At 60.2% G+C, this 26028-nt stretch carries 28 protein-coding genes; 17 read left to right on the plus strand and 11 right to left on the minus strand.

Annotation, left to right across the window (positions count from 1 at the left end):
* Positions 1-220: 220 nt before the first annotated feature.
* Positions 221-424, minus strand: a complete 204-nt coding sequence (locus tag VRB54_RS12385; protein ID WP_338477417.1) for a hypothetical protein — start codon at positions 422-424, stop codon at positions 221-223.
* 302 nt (positions 425-726) lie between these two features.
* Positions 727-1740 (minus strand): zinc-dependent alcohol dehydrogenase family protein, encoded by a 1014-nt coding sequence (locus VRB54_RS12390; RefSeq protein WP_231421348.1) that lies wholly within the window; start codon positions 1738-1740, stop codon positions 727-729.
* A gap of 247 nt (positions 1741-1987) precedes the next feature.
* On the opposite strand from VRB54_RS12390, the gene VRB54_RS12395 reads away from it, so the two are divergent.
* Positions 1988-2902, plus strand: coding sequence for a LysR family transcriptional regulator (locus VRB54_RS12395; protein ID WP_338477418.1), 915 nt, complete (start codon positions 1988-1990; stop codon positions 2900-2902).
* A 251-nt stretch (positions 2903-3153) separates the two neighbouring features.
* Here VRB54_RS12395 and VRB54_RS12400 read toward each other — a convergent pair whose 3' ends face one another.
* The 3 genes from VRB54_RS12400 to VRB54_RS12410 form a co-directional block, all read right to left on the minus strand.
* Positions 3154-3366 carry a hypothetical protein gene (locus VRB54_RS12400; protein WP_338477419.1) on the minus strand — a complete coding sequence of 71 codons (213 nt, stop codon included), beginning with the start codon at positions 3364-3366 and terminating at the stop codon, positions 3154-3156.
* 229 nt (positions 3367-3595) lie between these two features.
* Entirely contained in the window at positions 3596-4882 is a 1287-nt protein-coding gene (locus VRB54_RS12405) for a type II toxin-antitoxin system HipA family toxin (RefSeq protein ID WP_338477420.1), read from the minus strand.
* Positions 4875-5192: a helix-turn-helix domain-containing protein gene (locus VRB54_RS12410; protein WP_057008794.1), complete on the minus strand. Its 318-nt coding sequence runs from the start codon at positions 5190-5192 to the stop codon at positions 4875-4877. The genes VRB54_RS12405 and VRB54_RS12410 overlap by 8 nt, the downstream gene beginning before the upstream one ends.
* A 441-nt stretch (positions 5193-5633) precedes the next feature.
* Here VRB54_RS12410 and VRB54_RS12415 point away from each other — a divergent pair, with 441 nt between their 5' ends.
* The gene (locus VRB54_RS12415; protein ID WP_338477421.1) at positions 5634-6734 is read left to right on the plus strand and encodes an endo-1,4-beta-xylanase; all 1101 of its coding nucleotides are present in this window, start codon (positions 5634-5636) and stop codon (positions 6732-6734) included.
* A 24-nt stretch (positions 6735-6758) separates the two neighbouring features.
* Here the strand turns inward: VRB54_RS12415 and hpaI are convergent, their stop codons facing one another.
* The 4 genes from hpaI to VRB54_RS12435 all read right to left on the minus strand — a co-directional run bounded on the left by hpaI (position 6759) and on the right by VRB54_RS12435 (position 12102).
* On the minus strand, positions 6759-7559 hold the full coding sequence (gene hpaI, locus VRB54_RS12420; protein WP_338477422.1) for a 4-hydroxy-2-oxoheptanedioate aldolase: 801 nt from the start codon (positions 7557-7559) through the stop codon (positions 6759-6761).
* A gap of 34 nt (positions 7560-7593) precedes the next feature.
* Positions 7594-9075 (minus strand): NAD-dependent succinate-semialdehyde dehydrogenase, encoded by a 1482-nt coding sequence (locus VRB54_RS12425; protein WP_338477423.1) that lies wholly within the window; start codon positions 9073-9075, stop codon positions 7594-7596.
* 36 nt (positions 9076-9111) lie between these two features.
* Positions 9112-10653: an altronate dehydratase family protein gene (locus VRB54_RS12430; protein WP_338477424.1), complete on the minus strand. Its 1542-nt coding sequence runs from the start codon at positions 10651-10653 to the stop codon at positions 9112-9114.
* A gap of 66 nt (positions 10654-10719) precedes the next feature.
* Positions 10720-12102: an MFS transporter gene (locus tag VRB54_RS12435; RefSeq protein WP_338477426.1), complete on the minus strand. Its 1383-nt coding sequence runs from the start codon at positions 12100-12102 to the stop codon at positions 10720-10722.
* Between the two features lie 126 nt (positions 12103-12228).
* On the opposite strand from VRB54_RS12435, the gene VRB54_RS12440 reads away from it, so the two are divergent.
* On the plus strand, positions 12229-13188 hold the full coding sequence (locus VRB54_RS12440) for a LysR substrate-binding domain-containing protein (protein WP_338477427.1): 960 nt from the start codon (positions 12229-12231) through the stop codon (positions 13186-13188).
* A gap of 57 nt (positions 13189-13245) precedes the next feature.
* Here VRB54_RS12440 and VRB54_RS12445 read toward each other — a convergent pair whose 3' ends face one another.
* Positions 13246-14583 (minus strand): hypothetical protein, encoded by a 1338-nt coding sequence (locus VRB54_RS12445; protein WP_338477429.1) that lies wholly within the window; start codon positions 14581-14583, stop codon positions 13246-13248.
* A gap of 286 nt (positions 14584-14869) precedes the next feature.
* Here VRB54_RS12445 and VRB54_RS12450 point away from each other — a divergent pair, with 286 nt between their 5' ends.
* The 14 genes from VRB54_RS12450 (at position 14870) to VRB54_RS12515 (ending at position 25364) form a co-directional block, all read left to right on the plus strand.
* Positions 14870-15214, plus strand: a complete 345-nt coding sequence (locus VRB54_RS12450) for a DUF6152 family protein (protein ID WP_231986813.1) — start codon at positions 14870-14872, stop codon at positions 15212-15214.
* Positions 15215-15278: 64 nt separating this feature from the next.
* Complete coding sequence (locus VRB54_RS12455) at positions 15279-16061, plus strand: hypothetical protein (RefSeq protein WP_338477430.1); 783 nt, start codon at positions 15279-15281, stop codon at positions 16059-16061.
* Positions 16062-16092: 31 nt separating this feature from the next.
* Positions 16093-17583 (plus strand): alpha/beta hydrolase domain-containing protein, encoded by a 1491-nt coding sequence (locus VRB54_RS12460; protein ID WP_338477431.1) that lies wholly within the window; start codon positions 16093-16095, stop codon positions 17581-17583.
* 21 nt (positions 17584-17604) lie between these two features.
* Positions 17605-18093, plus strand: a complete 489-nt coding sequence (locus tag VRB54_RS12465; RefSeq protein WP_057008804.1) for a DUF6644 family protein — start codon at positions 17605-17607, stop codon at positions 18091-18093.
* A 32-nt stretch (positions 18094-18125) separates the two neighbouring features.
* Positions 18126-18614: a DUF6644 family protein gene (locus VRB54_RS12470; protein WP_209982281.1), complete on the plus strand. Its 489-nt coding sequence runs from the start codon at positions 18126-18128 to the stop codon at positions 18612-18614.
* Positions 18614-19315: a DUF6162 family protein gene (locus tag VRB54_RS12475; protein ID WP_338477432.1), complete on the plus strand. Its 702-nt coding sequence runs from the start codon at positions 18614-18616 to the stop codon at positions 19313-19315. Before VRB54_RS12470 ends, VRB54_RS12475 begins: the two co-directional genes overlap by 1 nt.
* Positions 19312-20244 (plus strand): metal ABC transporter solute-binding protein, Zn/Mn family, encoded by a 933-nt coding sequence (locus VRB54_RS12480; RefSeq protein WP_338477433.1) that lies wholly within the window; start codon positions 19312-19314, stop codon positions 20242-20244. Before VRB54_RS12475 ends, VRB54_RS12480 begins: the two co-directional genes overlap by 4 nt.
* 23 nt (positions 20245-20267) lie before the next feature.
* Positions 20268-20948: a metal ABC transporter ATP-binding protein gene (locus tag VRB54_RS12485; protein ID WP_338477434.1), complete on the plus strand. Its 681-nt coding sequence runs from the start codon at positions 20268-20270 to the stop codon at positions 20946-20948.
* Positions 20945-21850: a metal ABC transporter permease gene (locus VRB54_RS12490; RefSeq protein WP_057008809.1), complete on the plus strand. Its 906-nt coding sequence runs from the start codon at positions 20945-20947 to the stop codon at positions 21848-21850. Before VRB54_RS12485 ends, VRB54_RS12490 begins: the two co-directional genes overlap by 4 nt.
* The gene (locus VRB54_RS12495) at positions 21847-22842 is read left to right on the plus strand and encodes a metal ABC transporter substrate-binding protein (protein WP_338477436.1); all 996 of its coding nucleotides are present in this window, start codon (positions 21847-21849) and stop codon (positions 22840-22842) included. Before VRB54_RS12490 ends, VRB54_RS12495 begins: the two co-directional genes overlap by 4 nt.
* Before the next feature lie 28 nt (positions 22843-22870).
* Positions 22871-23194, plus strand: a complete 324-nt coding sequence (locus tag VRB54_RS12500; protein WP_338477437.1) for a hypothetical protein — start codon at positions 22871-22873, stop codon at positions 23192-23194.
* An 8-nt stretch (positions 23195-23202) separates the two neighbouring features.
* Positions 23203-24027 (plus strand): DUF4198 domain-containing protein, encoded by an 825-nt coding sequence (locus VRB54_RS12505; protein ID WP_338477438.1) that lies wholly within the window; start codon positions 23203-23205, stop codon positions 24025-24027.
* A gap of 81 nt (positions 24028-24108) precedes the next feature.
* On the plus strand, positions 24109-24549 hold the full coding sequence (locus VRB54_RS12510) for a hypothetical protein (protein ID WP_338477439.1): 441 nt from the start codon (positions 24109-24111) through the stop codon (positions 24547-24549).
* Complete coding sequence (locus tag VRB54_RS12515; RefSeq protein WP_338477440.1) at positions 24504-25364, plus strand: hypothetical protein; 861 nt, start codon at positions 24504-24506, stop codon at positions 25362-25364. Before VRB54_RS12510 ends, VRB54_RS12515 begins: the two co-directional genes overlap by 46 nt.
* On the opposite strand, the gene VRB54_RS12520 is transcribed toward VRB54_RS12515, so the two are convergent.
* Positions 25361-25993, minus strand: a complete 633-nt coding sequence (locus VRB54_RS12520; protein WP_057008813.1) for a nitroreductase family protein — start codon at positions 25991-25993, stop codon at positions 25361-25363. The genes VRB54_RS12515 and VRB54_RS12520 overlap by 4 nt on opposite strands.
* Positions 25994-26028 lie beyond the last annotated feature (35 nt).

Raw genomic sequence — 26028 nt, forward strand, 5'->3', positions numbered from 1 at the left:
GCTCTACTACCTGAGTTGAAATATAAGTTTCAAACAACTATCAACGCGAGTTGCTTGATGTATTGAATTGCCAGGAAAGTCGCTTTAGGTATCGTATTGACAGTGAACCAACACTAGCACCTTGCAAAAAATCGACATCGACCGTGCAGAGCGTTCACCCGGGCCTCCTTGGCCTCGAGCGCCGACACACACGCCGCCCACGCAGGGATTGACGACCTTCCTAGGAGTATTCAGACAATCTCCTACATTCCTTTAACCCCGAATTAAAAGATCCATCCGACAAATAAAATTTGTCAGGCAGTGTTCCATGAATGTCAATTGTTTGATTGCCAGCATAAAACTGCCTGGCATCTGAGCCCGCAGCAAATGTTCCATTATTAAAGGCGGCAGGAAATACCCGCTGCCGTATCAGTGCATCAATCATCACTCGGTCCTTGAGTTGAAAGTAAGAACTCAATTATCAAGGCTGGAATAATGATTAACAGATACAGAAGCTGGCCGAAAACCAGTTCAGTTCAGGTTCAAGCACATGGTGGATCACCCGGACACGACAACGCCGCGCTGAAATTCAGGGCGGCGTCCGGGGCAAAGGTATCGTTTACGGGACTGAGGGGCGATTACACGCAGTGGAAAACGAGCAGGGTAAGCCCTGTCAAATGGCGCTTTTGTCCCATACGCCAAGGGCGAGGAACAGCCGATTACGAATGTTCCTACACACGAAACAGCTTAAACTTGCAGTGCCACCCGCTCACGGCACGGGCATTCGTCCATATAACGGTGCGCTTCAACGAACTGGTCGAAGGCAAATACCGTGGTTTTCAGCGGCACCAGCACACGGTCAGCGGTCAACTGGTTGATATCACGCAATGCCCGCTGCATGGCGACCTGGTCCTGGATAATGCCCAGCTCCGGTTTACCGGTGAAATTGCCGATGCAGTGCACAAAGAACTGGATGTTCTTCTGGAACGCCGCACAGGCCGGAAACGGTGTCTGATTGCCGCCCTGCAGGCCATAGAGCACCAGGCTGCCACGCGGGGCCAGCACGTCTCCAAGCAACGACATCTGCGGGCCGCCCAAGCCATCGAACACCACGTCGACACCACGATTGTCGGTGAACTTGTTGATTTGCATCAGCAGGTCCTGCTCCTCGGTGACGATCACCTTTTCTGCCCCGAGGGACAACAGGTAGTCACGCTCGGCGCTGTCCTTGGTCGCCGCAATCACCCGCACACCCAGGGCTTTGCCCAATTGCACGAAAGACGGGCCGGCGCAGTGGCTGGCGTCGGTCACCAGAGCAAACTGGCCGGGCTTGACCCGTGCCAAGTCCATGTAGGCGAAGTAGGCGATCAACAGCGGCGTGTAATGCACACTGGCTTCAATCGGGCTCAGTACATCCGGGTAACGGGTCAGAGCCGAACGGGGCAGCACGATCTGTTCGCCATACACTGGGTAATCATTGGGGCTCTCGGCCGGAAAACTGGCCACTTTATCGCCCACCGCCAAGTCATCCACGCCGTCGCCGAGGGCGACCACCACACCGGCCATTTCATGGCCAAGGCCGGACGGCAAACGTGCATGGGAGGACGCCAGGTTCTGGCGCCACAGGATGTCGTACCAGCTGATGCCAATCGCCTCGACACGCACCTGCACTTCGCCCGGTGCGGGCTGCGCGGCTGCATGCTCTTCGCATTTGAGCACCTCGGCCGGACCAAACTTGTGAAAACGGATCGTGCGGGACATCGCAAACCTCGTCAAAGTAACCTCTAATGCCATGAACTTTATCTGGGCTTTGCGGGTAAGGCCACCGGTCGCCATTAATAGTCGACATGCTTGTCATTGATTCCGCGACTAAGCTACAGACCTCAGCTTTCGTAGGAAAACTCAATTATCTTGTGCAGAGTATCAGCCTTTCCCCGTAAGATTCATGCCGGTCGTTGTTTACACATGGCCGCTCTCGTCAAGTTTGCAGACTCTTCCAGGACACAAGATGAACCGTAACGACCTGCGTCGTGTCGACCTTAACCTCTTGATCGTATTCGAAACCTTGATGCATGAGCGCAGCGTGACCCGCGCTGCTGAAAAACTGTTCCTCGGCCAGCCGGCCATCAGCGCCGCCCTGTCGCGCCTGCGCGGGCTGTTTGACGACCCGCTGTTCGTACGCACCGGCCGCAGCATGGAGCCCTCGGCCCGCGCGGTCGAGATCTTCGCCCTGCTCTCCCCGGCCCTGGACTCCATCTCCACCGCCGTCAGCCGCGCCGCCGAATTCAACCCGGCCACCAGCACCGCCGTGTTCCGTATCGGCCTGTCCGACGACGTCGAATTCGCCCTGCTGCCCCAACTGCTCAAACGCCTGCGCGCCGAAGCCCCCGGCATCGTGCTAGTGGTGCGCCGCGTCAACTACATCCTGATGCCAGGCCTGCTGGCCTCGGGCGAAATCTCCATCGGCGTCAGCTACACCGCCGACCTGCCCGCCAACGCCAAACGCAAGGTTTTGCGCCGCAGCCTGCCCAAGCTGCTGCGCGCCGACAGCGTGCCCGGTTCCCTGAGCCTGGACGACTTCTGCAGCCGCCCCCACGCGCTGGTGTCGTTTGCCGGCGACCTGAGCGGGTTTATCGATGAAGAACTGGAAAAGCTCGACCGCAAGCGCCATGTGGTACTGGCCGTGCCGCAGTTCAACGGCCTGGGCACGTTGCTGGCGGGCACCGACATACTTGCCACCGTGCCCGACTACGCCGCCGAGGCCCTGACCTCGGCCGGAGGCTTGCGCGCCGAGGACCCACCGCTGCCGGTGCGCAGTTTTGAACTGCACATGGCATGGCGCGGGTCACAGGACAATGATCCGGGGGAGCGGTGGTTGAGGTCGCGGATTCAGATGTTTTTTGGGGATCCTGAGAGTCTTTAGGTGTCGTCAGGAAGCTGTTCAGCCTGATCATTTCCGGCTTTTCATAGGCCATGGAGATCTACCCATTTCCAGAGTACGAGGCATCTGGGGGCATGCTATGGATGGTTTGAAAAGGATGCCCCCAGATCTAAAACAGGCGGACACCATCGACCTTAATTCTGGCGTTCAGTAGGCGTATTTACCGTTTGCTCAGGTAACGCCTACGTAGATACCTGCGCGGACGCACACCCCCTTACTTCGCCAACACGCCCCTATCGCCTGACTTCAACCTTGTAAAACAAATTCTCAACCATAAGTCGGCGCCGATCAGAGGTAACCGCATCTTGAATCTGGCTCACCAATCGCACGTAGTACTTGCACTCTTTTTGTGTGCCCAAATCGGACACCGGCTTGGCCGCTTGAGTAAAGCTTTCATACGTACGTGTGGTATTGGCCATCAGTTCTGTAATACCTGGCAACGCCATCGCATCCTCCTGACGCGCTGGCGGCCATGCGGGTTCGAATGAGAGATTGTTTTCACTCAGTTTTACCGTGAGGAAACATCTCCGCTTTACTCAATCAGGTGAGTTTAAGGCTCAAATCAATACTAAGCCTTGGTCATCCGGCAACACCCACGTCTTCGGCGGCACAGGGCCTACGTGCTTGAGGCACACGGCAGCATTGATTATGAGAGTCGCCCGCTCCTCCCGATCTTCAGCGGCGACCGCTGCCCGCATGACCGCTGTGTAACCGAGCTACGTTCTGATCGATGCGGCCTTGGATCGTGCGCAAGGTGTCTTGAGTAATAACCTGTGGGCATAGGTTCTCGGCGATGCTTGCAAACCGGCTCGCCACATCACAAATGCCGTCAATCATTCTGCCGGCAACGTCCGGGGGCACCTCGGCTTCCTCGGCAAGCCGAAGCATTTGCGTGCGGGAAATCGACAGGGCTTCCCCCATCACATCCATCTGGTGATATCCACTTGGCCCCTCGCAGAAGGTCACATCGTAAGCCGGCGACAGTCTCCACTGACCGTCTTGCGACATGATGTAGGCAAAGTTCTTGGGATGATCGTCTCTGTTGTTGAACGCAACATTGAAAACAGCACGTTCGAAGGCCACCGCCATCTCTCGCACGTCGTTGGTACACATCTGTGTTGCCCGCAAGAAGTTGACGTAGTCCAACACCCCCGGAGACCGGTAATTTGCCCCCGTAAAGGCCGCTAGGCTTTGCATGGGTACGCGCAGACCATCCCGACGGTCAAATCGCTTACTGGCAAACGCTGCCAACCCATTAGGCAGACTGAAGTACTGCGTGTCAGGGGTCTCGATGCCGCACATGCGCAGGCACTCGGCGTAGACCATTTCGATAGCGCACACCTCGGCATGCTCTTCTTTCGCGGGGAACTTGACCAACCAAGCTTCAAAGCCCGCCGTAACGGCAGTGGTAAAACCGCCAGTTTCTGGATCGCGATAGACGAGGGCCTTAGGCCTTGCACCTTGAGGCGAGCCACCCACCAGCAGCAACGTCTGCAGGAACTCGCCACCGTCTCCATGGAGCACTTCCTGCACTTCGGCGGCAAGCTGCTCCAGCGGGATATGGACTTCAGACTCCTGCCCTTCTGGTGCCACGGGCTCAAACGTTATGGCCCCCATTGCATTGCTACCGATGTAGGCTAGCCGTTCCAGTGAGCCGATGCGCGCCGTGGTGAGCCCGCGGCGCCTGAACATACGGTCCATCAGTAACATGCCCCACCCATCGGGCAAGGAGTCGTAAACAGGCCCTGGCAAGTACAGTTGGTGGTCTGGAAAATCTTGGCGCAACTGGGCCCCCACCAACGGGAGCGTGTAGGAGGACAGTTCCAAGCCCCTTTGCCTGGCTTCATTGCTGTACTCGAACACGATCAGCGGGCGACCGGTCAAGGCGGTCGTGGAGACCAGCGTCCCCCATTGCCATCGCTCACCCCAGCCCTCGTAGAAGACGTTCACCTGCTCAAGCATTGCCGGACTTCCTCTTTGAACGGAGACGATTGGCGCTGTTTTCGTAGCGTCGAATATCCTCGATGCTGTCCAGCTTTGGCAGGAACAGGCCTTCAAGTTCCTTGGTTCGACCAAGAGCCATCGCCACACGAACGACGTTCTCGAATCCGACATTGCGCCCTGCTTCAAGGTTGGACACCGTGTTTGTGCCGATGCCGGCACGTCCGGCCAAGTCGGCTTGTGTCATGTCCAGCGCCAAGCGCTCTGTGCGCAAGCGATCGCAGAGGCGCTTGACGACTTCGCTCGGCTTGCTGAAGCTTAAATCCAACATAGTGTGTACCTAGCCCATTCTGTGCCAGTTAGTTCCCAAAATTATAGAATTAACGCATAGCCCTATCAAGCGACTTAATTCACTAAATCTGTGCCTTATCGCTTAATTTCTAGCTTTAGCCACAATTTAATGGACTTATCTACGATAAAGCCAAAGGGCCGGGAGAACTGTTGGGGCCTGCTCAGAACCGTATTTTGGATGAAGGCTTGCCTTCCGCCTGAGTCCGGTGAGCGTTGGGGGCAAAAATGGGGGGCAGCTAAAAATTTTTCGACCTGAAACCACCGTCCCAGAGCCCAGTCAAAATGTTCTTTGGCGACCCTGACAGCCTGTAACCAAGCCCCATAAAGCTTTTTATAACAATAAGTTATGGGCACTTTCAGTCCACCGCCATCTATCCTGATCCAATGGAGTTCACAGCTCCCACGCTCGGAGCGCCCACGCATGAAGCCATTTAATCGCCGACGCCTCCTCACTACGATTTTGCAGGCCATGGCCCTCACGCCGTTTTTGCGTGTTCGCCCCGCGCTTGCCGACGACACCTTTCGGCCCTTGCGCGCAGTCGCTGCGCAACACGGGCTCTCGTTCGGCTTCGCGGTAGATCCCGCCCTGCTCGATAGCAATCCGTCGTATCGGAACGTCGTGGCCCGGCAAGCGGGCATCGTGGTGCCGGAAAACGCGTTGAAGTGGGCCCAGGTCCACCCCGCCCCGGACCGCTACACCTTCGCCCCAGTGGACCTTATCCTCGCGTTTGCGCAGGCGAACCATCAGCGCATGCGCGGCCACACACTGTGCTGGCACCGCGCCCTGCCCGACTGGGTCACCCGCACGGTGACACCCGCCAACGCGAAGGAGGTACTGACGCAACACATTGCCGCGGTGGTCGGCCGCTACCGCGGCAGGATTGCCTCCTGGGATGTCGTCAACGAGGCCATTCAAGTTGACGACGGGCAGGCAGGCGGGCTGCGCGACGCCTTTTGGTACCGGATGCTCGGTCCCGGCTATATCGACCTGACCTACGAGGCCGCGCACCGCTCCGATCCGGACGCCGCACTCTGCTACAACGAATACGGACTGGAAAGCGACTCACCCGCTGGCACGCGCAAGCGCGCCGCCGTGCTTGCCCTCCTGCGAACCCTGAAGCAGCGCGGCGTGCCGGTGCATGCGCTGGGCATCCAGTCCCATTTGCGCGCCGCGGACCCGCATGGCTTCGGCCCCGGGCTCGCCGCATTCCTGCGGCAGGTGCATGACCTGGGCCTCAGCGTCTACATTACCGAACTCGACGTCGACGACAGCCACGTGACGGGCGACGCGAATCAACGCGACGCCATCGTGGCCGGCACCTACAAGCGATACCTGGACCTCGTGCTCGGCACGGGCACGGTATCCGCCGTTTTGACCTGGGGTGTATGGGATACCGCGCACCGCACCGGTGCTACCCCTTCGATGGGACCACTGGCGCAGCGACCGCTGGTGTTCGGACCGCAGGGCGTGATCAAACCCGCCAGTTGGGTCGTCGAGCATAGCCTGGCATGGAATCGCTAATCGCTAATCGCTATCCACGACTCGTCAGTAAGGCGAAGCCCCGCCTGCGTGAGGTGTCGCAAACACACCGAGACCGAAATCGTTTGCCAGTCTGCGGGTGGCCCGTGCCAGCAGGGTCAGATCCAGCCCCACGGCGACGAAGCTGGCGCCCAGTTCGAGATAGTGCCGAGCGAGAGTGACATCGCCTGTCAGCGTGCCGGCGGCTTTGCCACTGGCAACAATGGTGCGTATGGCGTTCTCTATCGCTTGCTGCACGTCAGGGTGCTCGGGATGCCCACGATGACCCATGGATGCGGCCAGATCAGCCGGCCCGATGAAGATGCCATGCACGCCGTCGACGGCGCAGATGGCTTCAAGATTCTCAAGCGCGAGCCTGGATTCAGCCTGCACCAACAGGCATACATCGTCATTGGCTGTCTCCAGGTAGTCCGCGTGCCCTCCCCAACGCGAAGCACGCGCGGCCGCTGCACCCACGCCTCGGGTGCCCTGCGGCGGGTATTGGGTCGCGGCCGCCAGCGCAATGGCCTGCTCGGCGGTATCGACCATGGGCACCAGCAACGTTTGCACACCAATGTCGAGCAACTGCTTGATCATTGCCGGGTTGCCATCCACCGTGCGGGCCACGGGGTGGGCCGGGTAAGGTGCAACAGCCTGCAACTGTGCCAATGTGCTGCGCACGTCGTTGGGTGCGTGTTCACCGTCGATCAGCACCCACTGGAAGCCTGCCGTGGCGCAAATTTCGGCGCTGTAGGCATTGGCCAGTGAAAGCCAGAGGCCGATGACCTTGTCGCCTCGCGAAAGCGCGGTCTTGAACGGATTTGCCATGATTGCCTGTACTCCTCTGTTGTCGTTGTCGGAACTAGTTCAGGCCGCCCTGACACAGGTATTTGATGTGCATGTAGTCCTCCAGGCCGTAGCGTGAACCCTCGCGGCCATACCCCGATTCTTTGACACCCCCAAACGGCGCGGCCTCTGCGGCGAGCGCACCTTCGTTGATGCCCACGATGCCCGACTCCAGCGCCTCGGCCACACGCCAGACGCGTTTGACGTCCTGGGTGTAAAAGTAGGCCGCCAACCCGAATGGCGTGTCGTTGGCCAGTTCGATCACTTGCGCTTCAGTCGTGAAGCGGAAAACGGGGGCCACGGGGCCGAATGTCTCTTCATTGCAGAGTTCCATGTGCGAGGCCGCATTGATCAACACGGTCGGCGCGTAGTAGTTCGGGCCGTCAGCCACTGCATCGCGGATACGGCGACCACCCGTGGCTATTTCTGCGCCTTTTGCAACCGCGTCATCCACATGGCGGGCGATCTTGTCGATGGCGCGCGCGTTGATCATCGGACCGATCTGGGAATCGCCGTGGGAGGCCGGTCCAACCTTCAGCGCACTGACGCGTGCCACCAGTTTTTCAACGAACTGATCGTGAACGGCGCTCTGCACGTAGATTCGATTGGGGCACACGCAGGTCTGACCGCCATTACGAAATTTGGAAACCATGAGGCCGTCCACTGCAGCATCGAGGTCCGCGTCGTCAAACACAATGAAGGGGGCATTGCCGCCCAGCTCCAGCGAGCACTTTTTCAAGGTGTCGGCCGACATTCGGGCCAGATGTTTGCCCACTGGGGTCGACCCTGTGAAGGTGATCTTGCGCACCCGTGAATCAGCCAGCCAAGCGTTAACCACTTCGGGTGTACGCTCGCGCGAAGCGGTGACGATGTTCAGTATGCCTGCCGGAAAACCGGCTTCCTCAGCCAGGCGCACAAGCGCAAGGGAGGTCAGTGGCGTGTCTTCGGCGGGCTTGCAGACGACGGTGCAACCGGCCGCCAGTGCTGGTGCGATCTTGCGGGCAATCATCGCCGCCGGGAAATTCCAGGGTGTAATCGCTGCCACCACGCCAACAGGTTCCTTGATTGCCGTCATGCGGCGACCCGAAACCGGCGCCGGGATCACATCGCCGTAGGAGCGCGTCGCTTCCTCGGCAAACCACTCAACGTAGCTGGCGGCGTAAGCCACTTCGCCCCTTCCCTCTGCCAGCGGCTTGCCCTGCTCCAGCGAAATGAGCCTGCCCAGGTCTTCCTGGTGCTCCAGAATCAGATCGTTCCAGCGTTTGATCAATTGCGCGCGCTGCTTGGCAGGTGTATTTCGCCAGGCGGCAAAAGCCGCATGAGCGGCATCGACGGCGTCACGGGCGTCAATTGCGTTGCTGTCGGGCACTTGGGCGAGGTGGCTGTCGTCGGCCGGGTTGGTGACCGTCAGCAGCGTCTGCGAATCGCTGCTGCGCCAACGACCGCCAATGAAATTCTGCGTTCGAATCAGGTCAGTGCGGGTCAGTTTCAAGCTCATGCCGAGGTTCCTCAATATGTGTGAAAACGAGTTGGATCAGCTGACGATGCCCAGGTGCCAGGGCACGAACTCATGATCCCCAAGCCCCAACAATTCGCTCTTGGTCGAGGCGCCTGAAGCCGCCTGCAAGATGTGCTCGAAGATGCGTTCGCCCATCTGCTCAACCGACAACTCACCGTCAAGAATGAGGCCGCAATTAATGTCCATGTCTTCTTCCAGACGGTTGAACATCGCGGTATTGCTGGCGAGTTTGATCGTAGGCGCCGGCTTGCTGCCGAACATCGAGCCCCTTCCCGTGGTGAAGCAAATCAGGTTTGCACCGCTGGCGATTTGACCGGTGGCCGCGACAGGGTCGTAGCCCGGTGAATCCATGAACACGAACCCGGCCTTGTCAATCGGCTCGGCGTACTCGTACACCGCCTGCAACGGTGTCGTGCCGCCTTTCATGGCGGACCCCAGGGATTTTTCGAAGATATTGGCCAGACCGCCGGCCTGATTACCGGGGCCTACGACGCCATTGAACTGCCCATTCTGACCTCGCGTGTATTCTTCCCACCAGGCCAGGCGGTCCAGTAGCTTCTGGCCCACCTCGGGACTGATCGCACGGCGCGTCAGCATGAACTCCACACCGTGGATCTCGGGCGTCTCGGACAGAATGGCGGTGCCGCCATGACGCACCAGAATATCCATCGCAGCCCCCAATGCCGGGTTGGCGGTGATGCCCGAGAAGCCATCGGAACCGCCGCACTCCAAGCCGATCTTCAGGTGCGCCGCACTGACCGGGACACGCTTGACAGCGTTGGCTTCGGGCAGCATCGCTTCGATCGCTGCAATGCCTTGAGCGATGGTTGCACGTGTGCCGCCGGTATCCTGCATCACGAATGTGCGCAGATGGCTGTCGGGCACCAGTTGCTGAGCATCGACCAGGCTGGCCACCTGGTTTCGCTCGCAACCCAGCCCGACGATCAGTACAGCGGCCAGATTGGGATGGCGTGCGTACCCGGCGATGGTGCGCTGCAGCACGTCGAAATGATGACTGGGGGACGACATGCCGCATCCGCTTGTCTGGGCGAATGCGACGACGCCGTCCACATTCGGGTAGGCGGCGAGCCGCTCGGGCGTGAAGTGTTCGGCGATCTTCTTGATCACGGTCGACGAGCAGTTCACCGATGACAGTAGCCCTATGAAGTTGCGCGTGGCGACACGGCCGTCTGCCCGCACGATACCCATGAAGGTCGCGCGCTTATCGACTGCTACGTAGTCCACCGGGCGCACATCCTCACAGAAGCCCGGGTCTCGGTCGAAATCGATGAGGGCGATGTTGTGGGAGTGAACGTGCTCGCCCTTGAGGATATTGCGCGAAGCGACCCCGATGACCGTGTCGTACTTGCGCACGGGTTCGCCGCACAGGATGTCCTGCGCTGCAACCTTGTGCCCGGCCGGCACTTGCGCGCGGATGCGTACGCCCAGCTCGGGCAGCTCGTCGCCAAGGCCGATCAATTGACGGGCGACAAGGACGTTGTCATTGGCATGCAGACGTATCAGTCGGTGAGTGGCATGGGTCGAGGTAGGGGTCATAAAACAATCCTGGCATCAGATTACGGCGTCGGGGTTGCAACGCCGGTGTCATCCCGGCATTGGCGCTTAGCGGCTATAGGGTTCATTCAACACCTGCGGGGGCGCGGCGGCGTGCCGAGGCTCGGTTGGCGTGGACGCAACGATGGGCTCGACCTTCTTCAGCAGCAGGGCGTAGTTCAGGATGCCCAGCATTCCGAGCACCGCCGAGAAGACCAGCGCCATTTTGAACGATCCGGTCGAGGCCACGATGAAGCCGGTAATCACCGGCCCCAGTACGCCGCCGAAGTTCGCCACCATGTTCTGCAACCCGGCGACGGTGGACGTCATGTTCTTCGGCGCGACGTCTCCCGGCAGCGCCCATACCTGCGAGGTCGCGACGGTGGTTCCGGCCTTTGCGATGCACAGCAGCAGGACCGTGAGCCCGACCGACGTGGTCAACGGCGCCAGGCCGATACACAGCGCCATTGAAAGGCCCACGATGAGAAACAGTTTGCGTGTCGCGGTCAGCGACAGGCGTCCACTGTGGACCACCCTGTCGGAAAGCCACCCGGCCGCGATCTCGGCGAAGAGGCCGCAGATCAGCGGAAGCGAAGCAACCATGCCCATCTTGAGCAGGCCCATCCCCTGCTCTTTCACAAGGTAGGTGGGCAGCCAGGTGATGAAGAAGTATGAGATGTAATTGATGGTGAAGAAGCCCAGGCACATCGCCCAGATATTGCGGTGCTTGAGCAGTTCGTACCACTTCATCGCAATCGTGGTATCGACACCGTGCTGCTGGGCCTGACCACCCCGAATGTATTGCACCTCGGCGGCGTTTGCGCTTCTGTGCGTCTCCGGCGTGTCCGAGAAATACCACCACCAGATCAGGCTCCAGACCAGACCGGTCAAGCCCACGATCACAAACGTCATGCGCCAGTCGAACGTCATCATCAAGGTCACGATGAGCGGCATCGCCACGGCACCGCCGAATTTCGAGGCACTGTCAAAAAGCCCGGAAATAGTTGCCCGTTCCTTGTCGGGAAACCATTTTGACGCGATCCCGGCGTTGGCCGGATAAGCGCCGGCTTCACCGACGCCCAGTGCCACGCGCAGGCCAACCAGGGAGGCAAAACCTGTCGCAAGTCCTGTCGCCGCCGTCGCAAGCGACCATGAGCCTACGGCTATCCCAAGCCCCATTTTCTGCCCGAATTTGTCTGCCACCCAGCCGGCAGGAATTTGTAGCAGCGCGTAGGACCAGAAAAACGCGGACAAGACGATCCCCATCATCTCGGGGGTGAGGCTGAACTCTTTGATGAGTTCGGGTGCAGCGACGGAAAGAACGGTGCGATCGATATAGTTGATGGCGATGGCAAACCACATCAGACCTGCCACCACCCAACGAGCGTTGGATTTCCTGCCTTGCTTCACTGCGATGTCATTTAACGGTTTTGTAGGCATTGGAGTGCGCATTGCTTGTCTCCGGTTTTTGTTTTTGTTCTTCGATACTGACTCGCGCCTACATTGCTGAACAATGAATAAGCGGACATACTTCATAACCCTTTTGACATCTAAGCTTTTCTGCCGGGGATAAAACAGGTGAGCGACATCGATAGAGTTTTGCGCTCCAATCTCAAACTCAAGCATCTGCAGCTCGTCGTTGCACTGGATGAATTCCGTCATCTGGGGCGGTCAGCGGAATTCTTGTCGCTCACCCAGCCGGCAGTCAGCAAGTCGCTGGCGGAAATCGAAAAAATGTTCGGGCTTGAGTTATTCATCCGCTCAACGCGAGGGACCCGGCCGACGGCCTATGGCGAGCAGGTTGTGCGCTTTGCGCGTTCGGTGCTGGTGGATTTTGACCGCACCTGTGAAGACATCGCCTCTGTCGCCAGCGGCGGCGCCGGCCGTATCCGTGTCGGCGCAATGGTCGTCGCCACGCCTGGCTTGCTGGCTGGCGCCGTCGGCCGCCTCAAGCTCAGCTCGCCACACACGACGGTGTCCATCGAGGAAGGTGATCTCACGCGCCTGTTGCCGAGGCTGCGCACAGGCGAGCTGGATTTGATCGTGGGTCGGCTGGAGCCGGGCTACAGCTCTCCTGACCTTGAAACGCAGGCGTTATACACCGACACCATGCGCGTCGTCGTCGCCGCCGATCATCCGCTGGCCACGTTGGCCCACCCCACCTGGGAGCATCTGGCGACGCTGCCCTGGGTTGTTCCCCCAGCGTGGGCATCCTCGCGGGTCAAGCTCAATCAGATGTTCTACAAACACACCCTGCAACCGCCCGCCGACATCATCGAAACCTCGTCCTTTTTGGTGATGATGACGTTTATGAGGCAACGAAGCTGCGTCTGTTTCGTCGCCACTAAAGTCGCGCACTACCTCGAGTCCGTAGGCCTGGGTTACACCGTGCCGCTGGAGGTGCCGATCGAATTACCGCCGGTGGGTATCATTCTGCTGCGTAACGGGCTGAGAACGCCCGTTGCAGACACCCTCATCAAAGCGTTGCACGAACAGACGATGGACATCAGAGGCGAGACCGCGCCGCAGACGGTATGAGGCGTTGGCGCAAAGCGTCAACGCCTGCCCAGAGCCGCGACAAGGCTCAATAACGACTCAGAACGTCGCCCACACGATGAACTGCATGTACGTGTTGGTTGATGCGTCGCCGCTCTGCCGGCCGCCGTTGCCCAGCCACTTCTGCGGTTTGTAGAAGCCCACCAGCGGCGAAAGCGTGATGTTATCCGTGACGGCCCAATCCACAAACAGATCGAGCTCCTGCGCAGCGAAATCCAGCTCATGACGGCGGGAAAGCTGGTGGTAGTCGAACGCCATCGCGTTAAGGGTCAATTTCTCGGTCGGTTTGACCGACAGGAGTATGTCGTTGATCTGCATGTTCGAGGTCACGGAACCCGCGTAATTAAGCCCTATTTCCCCCTGGAGCCGTTTGCGATAACCGCCTTGGAACAGGAAGTCCCAGCCTTCGGAGTAGCGCGAATAACGATAACTGACAGTCGGTTGCCATGGGGTGTCGACGAAGGTGTAGCCCGCGTCGAAGAACATCGCTCGCTGTGAGCCCGAACGTTTTTCCTGGCGGGCCACCTCAAACGCAAAATCGGCGTTTTCGATCCCGGCATTGCCCTGCCCTCGGATGCTGTAGACGTTCATGCCCTTGCGCTCAAGCCGATCGGCGAAGGCGTATTTCTCCTCCACATCCAGGCCATGCACGTAGGTCGTACCGATCGAACCGATGGGGGTGGTGTAGTCGATCGTGCCCACTGCCAGTTCGGTCTTGGACTGCCCGGCGTTGTCGGATTTCAACCATATCAAGCTGCCGTGCAGCCCTTCCTTGCCACCCAGTTTCAGCACCGCCGTGTTGCCAAACGCCAGGCGTTGACCCAGGTAAAAGGCGCCACCCCGGTTGAACCGGCCATCACGCACGCCCTCGATGGGGCTGAACGCGTTACCCGCGTCGAAGCCATCGTCGGTGATCAGAAAGCCGTCCACCGTGACAATCTGGCGGCCAAAAGAGAAATCCACGCCATCCTTGCCCAGGGCGGGTAGCAGGTCACCTGATTTCCAGCCCAGGAACGCGTCTTCCACAGCGGTTCGTCGCTCATCGCCCGCCGTGGTCGCCCCCATGTCTCCGTCACCCCAGGACCCGCTGCTAAGCAGGCTGAAGCCGCCATAGACCGAGCCGGCAACCAGCTTGTCCGTGGAGCCCGTCAGACCGTATTTGACGTAACCCTCCTGCCAATGCATGCCGCCGGATTTTTTCTGCGGATCGCCCAGGTAGTTATGGGTGCCGCCAAACCAGCCAAATGCGGCGCCCAGGTCGGCATTCAAAACGGTTGCTCCGTTGTCTTCGTTGTACAGCGCGTAAGCATGTGCCTGCGAGCCGACTGCACAGAGTGCAACCAGCGACAGCAACGGCGCGTATGGGGGAATGCGCATAACGTCTCTCCTGTTTTTATTGTTGTGAGGCGAAACAGGAGTGTTCCGGCTTGGCTCGGCAATGCGGTAACCCAAATCAGCATGTACAAGGGCCAGATCGCCCATCCGTCGTCGAGCGGCCCCCTTGCGCGCAACAACGCCTCAGCGCCTTCACTGGTTGCCGTTTTGGGCTAAGGCTTCTGACCGTGAGCGCCCTATGCTGGGCCCATAAGAACCATAAAAACCCGAGGCACCCGTCATGACCCTTTTGTCACCCTCCCCGCTGTTCCGTCAGGGGCTTTGTCTTTTGACCCTCATAGCCTGCAGTGCATTAGCGCCTGTTGCCAGTGCCCACCATTCCTTTGCGCTGTTCGACCAGACCCAGACGCTCACGATCAAAGGTGTGGTCGAGCGCTTCGCCTGGACCAACCCGCACATCACCATCTATGTCGACGTTCCCGGGCCACCGGCCCAGCGCTTCAAGATCGAGACCGGCAGCGTCAATGCGCTGCAACGCACGGGCTGGACAGCCAATTCGGTCAAGGCTGGCGAAACCGCCGAGGTGTCCTTCAAACCGCTGAAAAACGGTGAACCGGGCGGGCTGCTGGTGGAGATCAAGATGGGTGACGTGGTGCTCTCGGGCGGCGGCTAAACGCGACCCCTCCCGAGTGCGACAACAACAGAACTGGGCAAACCAGCAACGCGGAGACACTTCAATGAAACCAGCACGAACCTGCAGCACAGCCATGCTCTTCCTGGGAATGGTGCTCGTGACTGCCGCCGGGATGAGCAGCGCCGCGACAGCGTCAAAACCGCAAACCGACAAGCACAGCGTGGCCACCCGGCCAGACATCAGCGGTACCTGGGAAAGAACCCCGGACGACTGGTTCGGCGAAAACCCGGACGACCCGGTACATCCCGGCGGTCCGATGGATCTCAAGGCACCCTATGCCGCCGAGTACGTTGCGCTCAAAAAGAAAGAGGCTGTGGCCAACGAAGCCGGAACGCCGATTGCCACCACCAGTTCCAAGTGCCTGCCCGAGGGCATGCCGACCATGATGGCAGCGCTCTTCCCGATCCAGATCATTCGCGACGACAAGCAGGTGATCATCCTCGGCGAGTATCTCCAGCAGGTGCGGCGGATTCTTTTGAACCAGCCCATGCCACCGACAGACACCCTCGACCCGCTGTACCAGGGCCATTCGCGCGGACACTGGGAGGGCGACACGCTGGTGGTCGAGACCCAACGGGTGCGCACAGACGTGCGCTTCTACGACGTCCCCCACGGGCCGGCGATGAAGATCACCGAACGCATCCGGCTGCGCGGGCCGGATCACCTGGAAAACCAGGTCCTGATCGAAGACCCGCAGGTACTCAACACCCCCTATCGCTTTACGTTCGAGTACAAGCGCTCCAACTACGCCATTCAAGAATACGTGTGCGAGAACAACCAGATCGTGATCGACAGCGAGGGCAAGGCATCTCTGAGCCTTGAGTGAATCCGCCCATCCCCCCTCTGGAGCGCTAAGAATGGAACGCCTGACCCCTATCGGCATCAGCGTTGTGTTGTCGCTGCTTGTCGCGTCGAACACGTTCGCCGACGTGCCGCGCATGCCCACGGCTATCGCGGTGCCGCCTTCCGACAAGGCACCGCTGTCGTCGGCGACACGCCCGGGCACCGAATACAGCGACCTCAATCACTACGGCTACGTCGAGCAGGAGTACTACCTGCAAGGCGTCGCCCCGGCCATCACCGCCGCCGGCAAAACCCTGCTGGAAGCGCCTTACACCACGCGCATTCTGGTACGCAAACCGGCGGACCCGGCGCGTTTCAATGGCACGGTGGTGATCGAGCCGTTCAGTTGGTTCGGCGAGCGCGGCGCCGGCTGGATCCTGACCCGCGACTATCTGCTGCGGCGCGGCTACGCGTACGTCGGGTACACGCTGAACGTAAACAAGCCGGCGGTGGACCCCAAGTTCATCTCCGAAACCCCGGCGGCCGAAGCCGAACAGATCGCCCAGTACGGGCGGATCGTGAACTTCGAGTTCATGCGTCGCTTCGACTTTGCCCGCTACGCGCCGCTGGGCACCTACTACGACCCGGCACACTTCACACGTGGCGAAGCGCCCGATCCGTTTGCACCCCAATCCCAGGGCATCGGCGCGCAGTTGGCGTTGCTGCTTAAAACCAAGGGGACACAGAGCCCACTGGCCGACCTCGACGTGCAGCGCGTCTATGTGAATAGCTGGGCCGTCACCGCACAAGTCTGGATGGACTATCTCGACCAGGGTCGTCACCAGCTGTGGCGCATGCCCGACGAAACGCCGCTGATCGACGCCTACATGACCGGCCGCATGGCCTACGGAGAAGTGGGCGGCGACGTGATCCGAGTGCCCCGCCAGATGCCCGAAGGCGTGCCGTTCGTGACGGTCTTCAGCCAGTCCGAATTGATGCACGACGTGATCGAAGGCATCCCCCTGCCCCCGGACACCGACACTCCGCAACTGCGCTACTACGAAGTCACTGGCATGCCCCATCTGCGCCTGGCCGACCTTGGTACGGAGCACACCGAACAGCTCGCTGCCGACATCGGCAAGGGCGACGACCCGCGGTGCCGGACGCTGTATGACGAACCGGTTGAATTGGTGGTCTCGGCACTGCTCGATGGCATGGACCAATGGGTACGTGACGGCAAACCCATGCCCAAAGCGCCCCGGGTGGTCCGTGACGGCAAGGCCGCTGCCCGTGCGCCTGCCACCGGCAACCTGCAAGGCGGCCTGCGCCCGCCATGGATCCAGGTGCCCAGCGCCACCTACCTCACCGATCAAGAGACCGGCTGCGGGTTGATCTACGACACCAAGGTGCCTTACTCGAAGGAAGTGCTCGGCCAGCGTTATGGAAACTTCAACCGCTACGCACAGAAATTCGAAGACGCCAAAGCTGTTTCGATCAAGGAAGGCTACTTGCTGCCGGAGGATGCGGCGGGCCTGCATCCGATCGCAACCCCTCAAGATTTCTAACCCACTGCGGAAGAAAAGCCGATGTCATCTTCACTCATCATTGCCTGGATCTACGCGTCACCGTTGAGCACTGCGATCCGCGACATCCTGTGGGTGATCCCCACCGTGCAGAGCATTCATATCATCGCCATCACCGTGCTCTTCGGCTCGGCACTGATTTCCGATCTTCGCCTGGCGGGCGTGTTCGCCAGCGATGAGCCCTTGCGCGGCGTCGTACGCCGTTACTACCCGTGGATGCGCAATGCGCTGATCGTGCTGCTGTGCACCGGGTTGGTGATGATCATCGCCGAGCCCGACCGGGTGCTCGTCAACTCGACGTTCTGGCTGAAGATGGCCCTGGTGGTGACAGCGTTCAGCATGACCTGGTTGCTGCGCCGCCCGTTGATGCGCCCCGCCAGCCATGCAGGCAGCGACGACGCATCGCGTCCGGTGAAGGCACTTGCGTGGCTGTCGATCGGTTTGTGGTGCGTCGTGATCATTTGCGGTCGCTGGATCGCCTACACGATCTAAGCGTTTTCAACGAAAGTTATCAGGTATTCGCCATGGATATTCAACCCCTGCTGCAAGCCGTTCAGGACACCCCTGTCGCGACATTCATCCGCGAGTCAGGCTCGGCTTTTCCGATGCTCGAATCGGTGCATGTGATCGGCATTGCCATCGTCTACGGCACCATCGCCGTGGTGGATTTACGCCTGCTTGGCGTGACCGCCCACCGGCGCGGCGCGCTCAAGCTGATCCAGGATTTGCTGCCCTACACCTGGGTCGCGTTCGTGACCTGTGTCATCACCGGTCTGCTGATGTTCTGCGCCAACGGCACGACCTATGTGCAGAACACCGCGTTCCTTTTCAAAATGGGCCTGTTGATGCTGGCAGGCATCAACATGGCGGTGTTCCACCTGGGGGCCTTTCGCCGAATCGCCGAATGGGACACCCAACTGCCGCCTCCCCGTCAGGCGCGTGTCGCCGGCTTCAGCTCGTTGCTGTTGTGGGCGGGCGTGGTGTTCCTCGGCCGCTGGATTGCATTTCTCTGATGGCGCGTTCAGCCGCTGCCGTCACGCGGGTGCGCCCACGCTCCAGCGGCTGGGAGTCGCTGGCCCTGGTGCTGGCGACCCTGGCCGTCATCGCCAGCGTGGCAGGCTACGTGCTGCTGCGCCCCGAACGCGTTGGCCCGCCCACCCCGTTGAGCTGGCAGGTACGTTCCTTCGATGGCCTGGGTGCGGTCGATCAGGCCATCCACAGCGCATTGCTGCCGGCCGGTGAAGAAATCATCTGGAACAACAACGATACCGGCGGCTGGGTCACTCTGGAGCGCGCCCAGGAACTGTTGCTGCCGCCCTTCTACCGGGATGCCTTCTGGAAGGCCAATGGTGAAGTGCACTGGCAATTGATTCTGCCCGGCACCCACCTGGCCCATAAGGGCGGCGACGACGATGCCACGGCGGCAGACCAGACCGCCAGCGACGTGTCCAAAGCCACCCTGGGCCAGGGCGCGACGGTCTACTACGGCTCAGCCGGCCACGCGCCCGGCCAGAGCGCCTACCTGCTGATCATCGGGCATGCCCATGCCGGTGTGATGTGGGCCAACCAGGCGACGATCTGGGTCCACCGCGACCCAGACGCGCCCTACCCCGCCATCGTCAAGCCCGAATCCCTGGTCGGCGAGGGATGGCGCCAAGTCATCCCGTACGACGGCGCCAGCGAAATCGAACGCGTAAAAGGAACCCAGCCATGACTGTTGTCACGAAACCCCGCGCCTTGTGGCGCCGTTGCATCGCGCTGTGGGTGCTGATACCCGCCATCGCGCTCGCCGCCCCGGCCTTGGCCTCGGCGAAGCCACTCAGAATCGGTATCACCCTGCATCCCTATTACAGCTTCGTGGCCAATATCGTGGGTGATCGGGCGCAAGTCGTTGCGCTCATCCCGGCAGAGGCCAACCCGCACAATTACCAGCCGCAGCCCGATGACATCACCCGCGCGATGAATATCGATGTGCTGGTGGTCAACGGCATCGGCCACGATGAATGGGCCTTCCAGATCATCAAGGCCGCCGGCCGTACGGAAAACCTGCCGATTATCCAGGCGAATGCGACGGTGGCCCTGATTCCCATCGGCGGCGACCAGGAAGGCGTGAAGGTGGTCAACCCGCACACTTTTGTCTCCACCACGGCGGCGATACAACAAGTGTTCGAGATAGCTCGCCGGCTCGGTGAACTGGACCCGGACAACGCTGCCGCGTATCGAAAAAATGCCCTGGCGTATGCCGGCCGTATCCGCGAGCTGCGTGCAGGCTTCATGACGCGCTTCGCCGCACTGGACCTGTCTTCGTTCCGCTGCGCGACGACCCATGCCGGCTACGACTACATGATGCAGGAGTTCGGCCTGTTCGTAAGCGCCGTGATCGAGCCGCGCCACGGCGTCGCGCCGACGGCACGCCAATTGGCCAACACCATCGAGGCAATCAAGAAAGCCAACGTCAAGGTGCTGTTCGCCGAGAAGAACTTCTCCCTCGACCTGGCCAAACCCATCGAAGCCGCCACCGGCGTGAAGGTGTTCGCCCTGTCCCATATCACCGGCGATACCTACAGCGCGGACGAGTTCGAGGTGGCGATGCGCGAAAACCTCGAAACCCTGGCGCAAGCCGTTGAGTACACCCAGCAATGAACGCGCTGAAGGAGGAATACGCAATGCGCGGGCCCGCCATTGTGTTCGACAACGTCTGCCTGCGACTGGGCGGCACGCAGGTGCTCGATCAGGTGAACCTGCGCATCGAGGCCGGCGCCCTGCACTGCCTGGTAGGCCCCAACGGCGGCGGCAAGACCTCGCTGGTGCGTGCGCTGCTGGGCCAGATACCACACTCGGGGACGATCCGATTCGAGGGTGAATTCACCACGCCCCTGGGGTATGTCCCGCAGTTGCCGGACTTCGACCGCAATGTGCCGATGACGGTCAACGATCTCATGGCCCTGTTGGGTCAACGCCGGCCCGCCTTCCTGGGCGCAAGCCGCGCGGCCAGGGCAGCCAATGACCAGGCCCTGGAACGTACCGGCATGGCGGGAATGGGTAAAAAACCGTTTGGCAGCTTGTCCGGCGGCCAGCGTCAACGTGTGCTGCTGGCTCAGGCGATCAGCCCGATGCCGTGGCTGCTGATCCTCGATGAGCCGACCGCAGGGATCGACGAAGCCGGTGTGCGCCTGGTGGAGGCACTGGTGACTGAGCTGAACACCCGTGGGGTGACCATCCTGTGGATCAATCACGACCTCGAACAGGTCAAGCGCATCGCGCAGTCCGTGACCGTTATCAACCAGCGGGTGCTGTTTCACGGCCCCGCCGAGCAGATCGACAGCCGACTGGAGGTCATTCGATGAATGCCTTGTATGACTTCATTCGCGATCACCTCCAGGCGCTCGCCGCAAGTCACGTGTTGCCGCAACCCTTCGAATACGAGTTCGTGATCAATGCGTTGATGTGCTCAGTGCTGATCGGTCCGTTGCTGGGGGTGTTGGGCTCGATGGTGATGATCAAGCGGATGGCGTTCTTCAGCCAGTCCGTGGGCAATGCGGCGATGACCGGCGTGGCCATTGGCGTGCTGATCGGCGAGTCGTATACCTCGCCCTACTTTTCGATGTTCGGCTTCTGCCTGCTGTTCGCCCTGACGCTCAAGTACACCCAGCACCGCACCACCCTGGCCAATGACACGCTGATCGGCGTATTCCTCTCCATCTCGCTGGCGGTCGGTGCCTCATTGCTGCTGTTCGTGTCAGCGAAAATCAACACGCATGTGATGGAGGGTGTGCTGTTCGGCTCGATCCTGGCCGTTGACCACACCGACATGAACGTACTGCTGGGCGTGACCGTGATTTGCACTCTGATCGGCCTGCCCCTCTACAACGGCATGTTGCTTTCCAGCCTCAATCCAAGCCTGGCCCATGCGCGCGGCGTGAAGGTGCGCAGCGTCGAGTACCTGTTCGTGGTGCTGGTCACCCTGGTAACGGTCGCCTGCCTGAAGATCATCGGGGCCGTGCTGGTCGAGGCCCTGCTGCTGATACCGGCAGCCGCGGCGCGCAACATCAGCCATTCATTGCCTGGCCTGGTTACCTGGGCCGTGCTGATTGCGACCTTTTCCTGCGTGGTCGGCATTCTGGCACCGATGCAGTTCCATATTCCCGTGCCCACGGGCGGCGCCATCGTGATCGTCGCGGCCCTGGTGTTTGCGTTCACAACCATCATCCGCGGCACCGCGCCGCAGTTCAGAGGGGCCAGCGTATGACACGGTTCAACCCATCCATTCGCCCCTGGCTGGTGCTGCTGGCATGTCTGCTGGGCGGCGCGCCGTCAGCCTTCGCGGACGTCAGCCAACAAAAAGTGCTGGTCGCCCTGCCGGCGGTGTATGCACTCACGTCGGCACTCGGCGAAGGCACACACCTCGAGGTCGTACGTGTTCCACTGGACGCCGCCGTCCCCATGGAAAGCCAGGCCAACGCGCTGTCGCGCCTGGACCCCACCGTGTTCCAGACGGCCGTCGCCGTGGTCACCCTGAGCAGCCTGTGGCGCGCTGACCCGCTGTATGCGACGGCGCGGCGCCACACTCTGCGGATCGTCGAAATCGATGCTTCGCATTCTTGGGACAACCTCAAGCCCGGTGTGGCCACCACCCGTGCGCCCGCCAATGATGTGCCCTGGGCTGACGTTCGCAACGCCGAAGGCGCCCCGTCGCCTTACGCCTGGCTGGGGCCCGTGAATGCCATGCGCATGTCGGCACTGATTGCAGCCGACCTGGCGCGGCTGTCCCCGGACGACGCGCCACGGATCGCGCGCAACCTCGCCGCGCTCGACGGCCGGATCCGCCAACTGAAGGCCGACTACGGTGACCGGCTGCTGAAAGTGCCGGACCTGCGCGTCCTGTCGCTGACCAGCGAGCCGGTCTACCTGCTCGGCGAGTTCGGCGTGTACGTAGACGGTTGGTTCGTACGCCAGGACATCGACTGGACTGACGCCGACCGCGCCGCCCTGACTCGCTACCTTCGCGAGCGTGATATCCGCGTGGTGGTCCACAAATGGGCGCCTGACGCCAGGATTGTACGAGCCATCGAGGACGGCGGCGCACGCCTGCTGATCCTGGATATCGGCAATCCGGGCATGCTCGCCAACAAGGCAAACAGCTACGAGGCGCTGTTGAGTTCCAACCTGGACGCCTTGCTGGCGGCTTTTGCGCCGGCCAGTCCCCCTGCGGCTGCCATTCAAGCAGCGGCGCCGCAGTGATTCATCTCGACCCTAGAGGCTGAACCTTATGAAAGCGCAAATGTTTGCCCACCCGATCCTGCTGGCAAGTGCACTGCTGTTCTGCCAGGCCGCCCTGGCCCATGGCCCGGTTTTCGACTGTTATATCGAGCACGACGACTGGGTCAAGTGCGAAGCGGGCTACACCGACGGCAGTTCCGCCGTGGGTCGAAAAATCCATGTCCAGGACACGGGCAACAAGCTGTTGCTTGAAGGCACTGTCGGCAAGGACAACAGCTACACGTTCCAGGCCCCCGCCGGCGCGTACTCCGTTGAGTTTCTGGGCGGCGAAAACCATGGCGCCACCATTCAGTCCTCCGACATTACACAGTGAAACCGACCATGCCGATCAAACGACGACTGCTTCAAGCCCTTGCCGCCGCGACCTTCAGTTGCATGACCTGCGCCGCGCAAGCTCACTTTCAGATGCTCTACCTCGACGAAACGGCGTTGCAACGTGCAGCTAATCTGGACTTCGCCATAGTGTTCACGCACCCGTTCTCCGGCGGCCCGACGATGAATATGGGTGAACCCCGCGCGTTCAATCTCATCAGCGCCCACGGCGGCGAAAAAACCGACCTGCGCCAATACCTCAAGCCTGTCCAGTGGCAGAGTCGCGACAATCAAGCGGCCGCCTATCGAGCATCGATTCCACGGGAGTTGGTGCGCTCACTGGGCGACCATATTTTCGTGCTCGAACCTGAGCCCTATCTGGAAAAAGAGGAAGACGTTTACATCCAGCAGTTCACCAAGCTCGTCGTCAACGTGGGTGGCGTCCCCGGTAACTGGTCAGAGCCCCAGGGGTTGCCGGTTGAGATCCAACCCCTCAACAAGCCCTACGCAAACTGGACGGGCGGCGTGTTCCGCGCAGTGGTCCTGGCTGACGGCAAGCCCGTTCCGTTCGCCGAGATAGAACTCGAATACGTCAACCATTCTGTCGACCTCAAAGACAACGCCTTCGGCAAGCAGGACTATGTCAAGGCCCCCCAAGCCTCGTTCAAATCCCTGAGTACCTATTCGGACGCCCAGGGTGTGGTGACGATCGGCCTGCCACGTGCCGGCTGGTGGGGCATTGCCGCGCTCAACATCGGTGCGACCAAAATCTATAAAGGCAAACCCCTTTCCCAGGACGCGGTGCTGTGGGTGCAAGTCAGGGATATGAAATAACCTGATCGCCAACGTCATGATGTCCAGGGGCTGCAGAATATTGGCCTGCGTCAATAGCGACGGGCGTCGTGAGGATGTGCAATGGATAAGTCACAAGACGTTGAAGAGGACAATCGACTCGCGGCGCACGCTCAACGACTTTTAAAGAGTGGTGCGCTCGGTAAATCGCGGCAGATCATTCGTCTTTTCGAGTTTCTGCTCGATCGATCACTCACGGCGACCCCAACGAAGGAGGTCGAGATTGCACTCGTTGTGTTTGGTCGCCCCACCAATGTGGATCTCGCGGCTGATGCCACGGTTCGAGTGCATATTCATCGGCTGAGAAAAAACTCGAGGCTGCGCCCGTCGATGAGCGTGGCGAGCGTCTTGTCCTGCCGCGTGGCGAATACCGTCTGGTGGTCGCTGCTCCCGATGAGCAAGACAACCACTCCAACCCTGCGCGCCGACGTTTGCTTGATTGGCGGTATTTTGCCGGCGTGGCGCTTTTCCTTGCGTTCAACGCAATGTGCTGGCTCTGGCTGACGGGGAAACCACCCAATGACGCGCGTGTCGAGAGCATTCTCTGGAGTGGTCTGACGAAAAATCCAGCTGAGCTATTGATCGTTTCCGGTGATTTTTACGTATTCGGTGAACAAGGCGCTGATGGCTCCATTCTTCGCATGGTCGCTGATTACACCATTGCTTCCAGCGAGGACCTCAATAAGTACAAGCAGCAGATGCCTGGGGCCGGCCAGAGGTATGTCGACATGAATGCCCATCACTTGCCGAGTGGGCTCTCATCGGCTCTGGTTTCGGTGACGCCAATCGTGGCCGCAACGAGGCCTGGCAATTCAAGCCTGATCAAGGATGTGACAACATCACGCTTCACCAATGAGATGCTGAGCGATCACGATATTGTCTATGTCGGTTTGCTCGACACCCTCGGCGATCTGCATGAACCGTTCTTCGACCTTTCCGGTTTTTCGCTATCGGCCAGCGGCGATACCCTTGTGGATCGAGCGAGCGGCGATCAATTTCAATCCGATTGGGCCGAGCCAACCACTGAAAGAATCATGCGCCGTGATTATGCGTACCTTGCCAGCTTCCCGGGACCGGCAGGAAATCACATCGTCGTCGTGGCCGGCATTATGGATCCTGCCCTGATAGAAGCGGCAAAGATCGCCTCGAACAGTGCCGAACTGAGTCGCTTGAAGGCCCAGCTAGGTGATAGCGAGGCCTTCGAAGCGCTGTACGAGGTGCGTACGTTTGGTCCGTCGAACCTATCGGCAGAGTTACTGATCGCACGCCCGCTTGACGTCAGTCAGATGTGGCGTGCGAGAGACGGGAGTAGACCCTAGGCAATCTCCACGAACATATGCGCCTTGTCGCGCCGGACTTTTTCGAGTGTTACCAGCCAATCGCTTTCGGTATCCCGGTACCCCAGGGCCAAAAGAACCGAACTGTTCAACCCCTGTTCGGGAAGCTTCAGAAGCGCGTCCACCGCGCTGCTGTCGAACCCTTCCATGGGCGTGGCATCCACGCCAAGTTCAGCAGCCGCCAGCAGCGCAAATCCCAACGCGATGTAGCATTGTTTGGAAGCGTGAAAAAACTGCTGCTCCTTGCTCATGCTGCCTAACGAGTCGAGCAACGATAGCCGGTAATCATCGGTGACACTGGCAGGCAGGTTACGTATCGCGTTGCTGTATTCGAAAAAACCGTTGACCCGCTCAGGCGTATATTCATCCCAGGCAGCAAAAATCAATAAATGGGACGATTGAGTAATTTGCTGTTGGTTGGCGCAGATCGGCTGCAACTGCGCCTTCAACTCAGGGTTAGTAATGATTAACACCTTGAAAGGCTGCATGCCCGAGCTGCTGGGGGCCAGACGTATGGCTTCCAGGATCGGATCGATCTTCTCTTGCGCCACCTTGTCGCCGTTGTAGCTCTTGGTTGCATAGCGCCAATGGAGTGTGTCTTTCAATGCCATGTTGATTTCCTTTACTGGAATTGAGGTCTTGTCTT

The sequence above is a fragment of the Pseudomonas trivialis genome (assembly GCF_036864995.1).
Taxonomy (GTDB): Bacteria; Pseudomonadota; Gammaproteobacteria; order Pseudomonadales; family Pseudomonadaceae; genus Aquipseudomonas; species Aquipseudomonas trivialis.

Coding starts and splice junctions, on each gene's coding strand:
- VRB54_RS12415 (WP_338477421.1), top strand. CDS start 5,634: ATGAAGCCATTTAATCGCCGACGCCTCCTCACTACGATTTTGCAGGCC.
- VRB54_RS12510 (WP_338477439.1), top strand. CDS start 24,109: ATGGATAAGTCACAAGACGTTGAAGAGGACAATCGACTCGCGGCGCAC.
- VRB54_RS12470 (WP_209982281.1), top strand. CDS start 18,126: ATGGATATTCAACCCCTGCTGCAAGCCGTTCAGGACACCCCTGTCGCG.
- VRB54_RS12495 (WP_338477436.1), top strand. CDS start 21,847: ATGACACGGTTCAACCCATCCATTCGCCCCTGGCTGGTGCTGCTGGCA.
- VRB54_RS12435 (WP_338477426.1), bottom strand. CDS start 12,102: ATGCGCACTCCAATGCCTACAAAACCGTTAAATGACATCGCAGTGAAG.
- VRB54_RS12505 (WP_338477438.1), top strand. CDS start 23,203: ATGCCGATCAAACGACGACTGCTTCAAGCCCTTGCCGCCGCGACCTTC.
- VRB54_RS12390 (WP_231421348.1), bottom strand. CDS start 1,740: ATGTCCCGCACGATCCGTTTTCACAAGTTTGGTCCGGCCGAGGTGCTC.
- VRB54_RS12465 (WP_057008804.1), top strand. CDS start 17,605: ATGTCATCTTCACTCATCATTGCCTGGATCTACGCGTCACCGTTGAGC.
- VRB54_RS12490 (WP_057008809.1), top strand. CDS start 20,945: ATGAATGCCTTGTATGACTTCATTCGCGATCACCTCCAGGCGCTCGCC.
- VRB54_RS12500 (WP_338477437.1), top strand. CDS start 22,871: ATGAAAGCGCAAATGTTTGCCCACCCGATCCTGCTGGCAAGTGCACTG.
- VRB54_RS12385 (WP_338477417.1), bottom strand. CDS start 424: ATGATTGATGCACTGATACGGCAGCGGGTATTTCCTGCCGCCTTTAAT.
- VRB54_RS12425 (WP_338477423.1), bottom strand. CDS start 9,075: ATGAGCTTGAAACTGACCCGCACTGACCTGATTCGAACGCAGAATTTC.
- hpaI (WP_338477422.1), bottom strand. CDS start 7,559: ATGGCAAATCCGTTCAAGACCGCGCTTTCGCGAGGCGACAAGGTCATC.
- VRB54_RS12475 (WP_338477432.1), top strand. CDS start 18,614: ATGGCGCGTTCAGCCGCTGCCGTCACGCGGGTGCGCCCACGCTCCAGC.
- VRB54_RS12430 (WP_338477424.1), bottom strand. CDS start 10,653: ATGACCCCTACCTCGACCCATGCCACTCACCGACTGATACGTCTGCAT.
- VRB54_RS12410 (WP_057008794.1), bottom strand. CDS start 5,192: ATGTTGGATTTAAGCTTCAGCAAGCCGAGCGAAGTCGTCAAGCGCCTC.
- VRB54_RS12460 (WP_338477431.1), top strand. CDS start 16,093: ATGGAACGCCTGACCCCTATCGGCATCAGCGTTGTGTTGTCGCTGCTT.
- VRB54_RS12485 (WP_338477434.1), top strand. CDS start 20,268: ATGCGCGGGCCCGCCATTGTGTTCGACAACGTCTGCCTGCGACTGGGC.
- VRB54_RS12405 (WP_338477420.1), bottom strand. CDS start 4,882: ATGCTTGAGCAGGTGAACGTCTTCTACGAGGGCTGGGGTGAGCGATGG.
- VRB54_RS12395 (WP_338477418.1), top strand. CDS start 1,988: ATGAACCGTAACGACCTGCGTCGTGTCGACCTTAACCTCTTGATCGTA.
- VRB54_RS12480 (WP_338477433.1), top strand. CDS start 19,312: ATGACTGTTGTCACGAAACCCCGCGCCTTGTGGCGCCGTTGCATCGCG.
- VRB54_RS12520 (WP_057008813.1), bottom strand. CDS start 25,993: ATGGCATTGAAAGACACACTCCATTGGCGCTATGCAACCAAGAGCTAC.
- VRB54_RS12455 (WP_338477430.1), top strand. CDS start 15,279: ATGAAACCAGCACGAACCTGCAGCACAGCCATGCTCTTCCTGGGAATG.
- VRB54_RS12400 (WP_338477419.1), bottom strand. CDS start 3,366: ATGGCGTTGCCAGGTATTACAGAACTGATGGCCAATACCACACGTACG.
- VRB54_RS12445 (WP_338477429.1), bottom strand. CDS start 14,583: ATGCGCATTCCCCCATACGCGCCGTTGCTGTCGCTGGTTGCACTCTGT.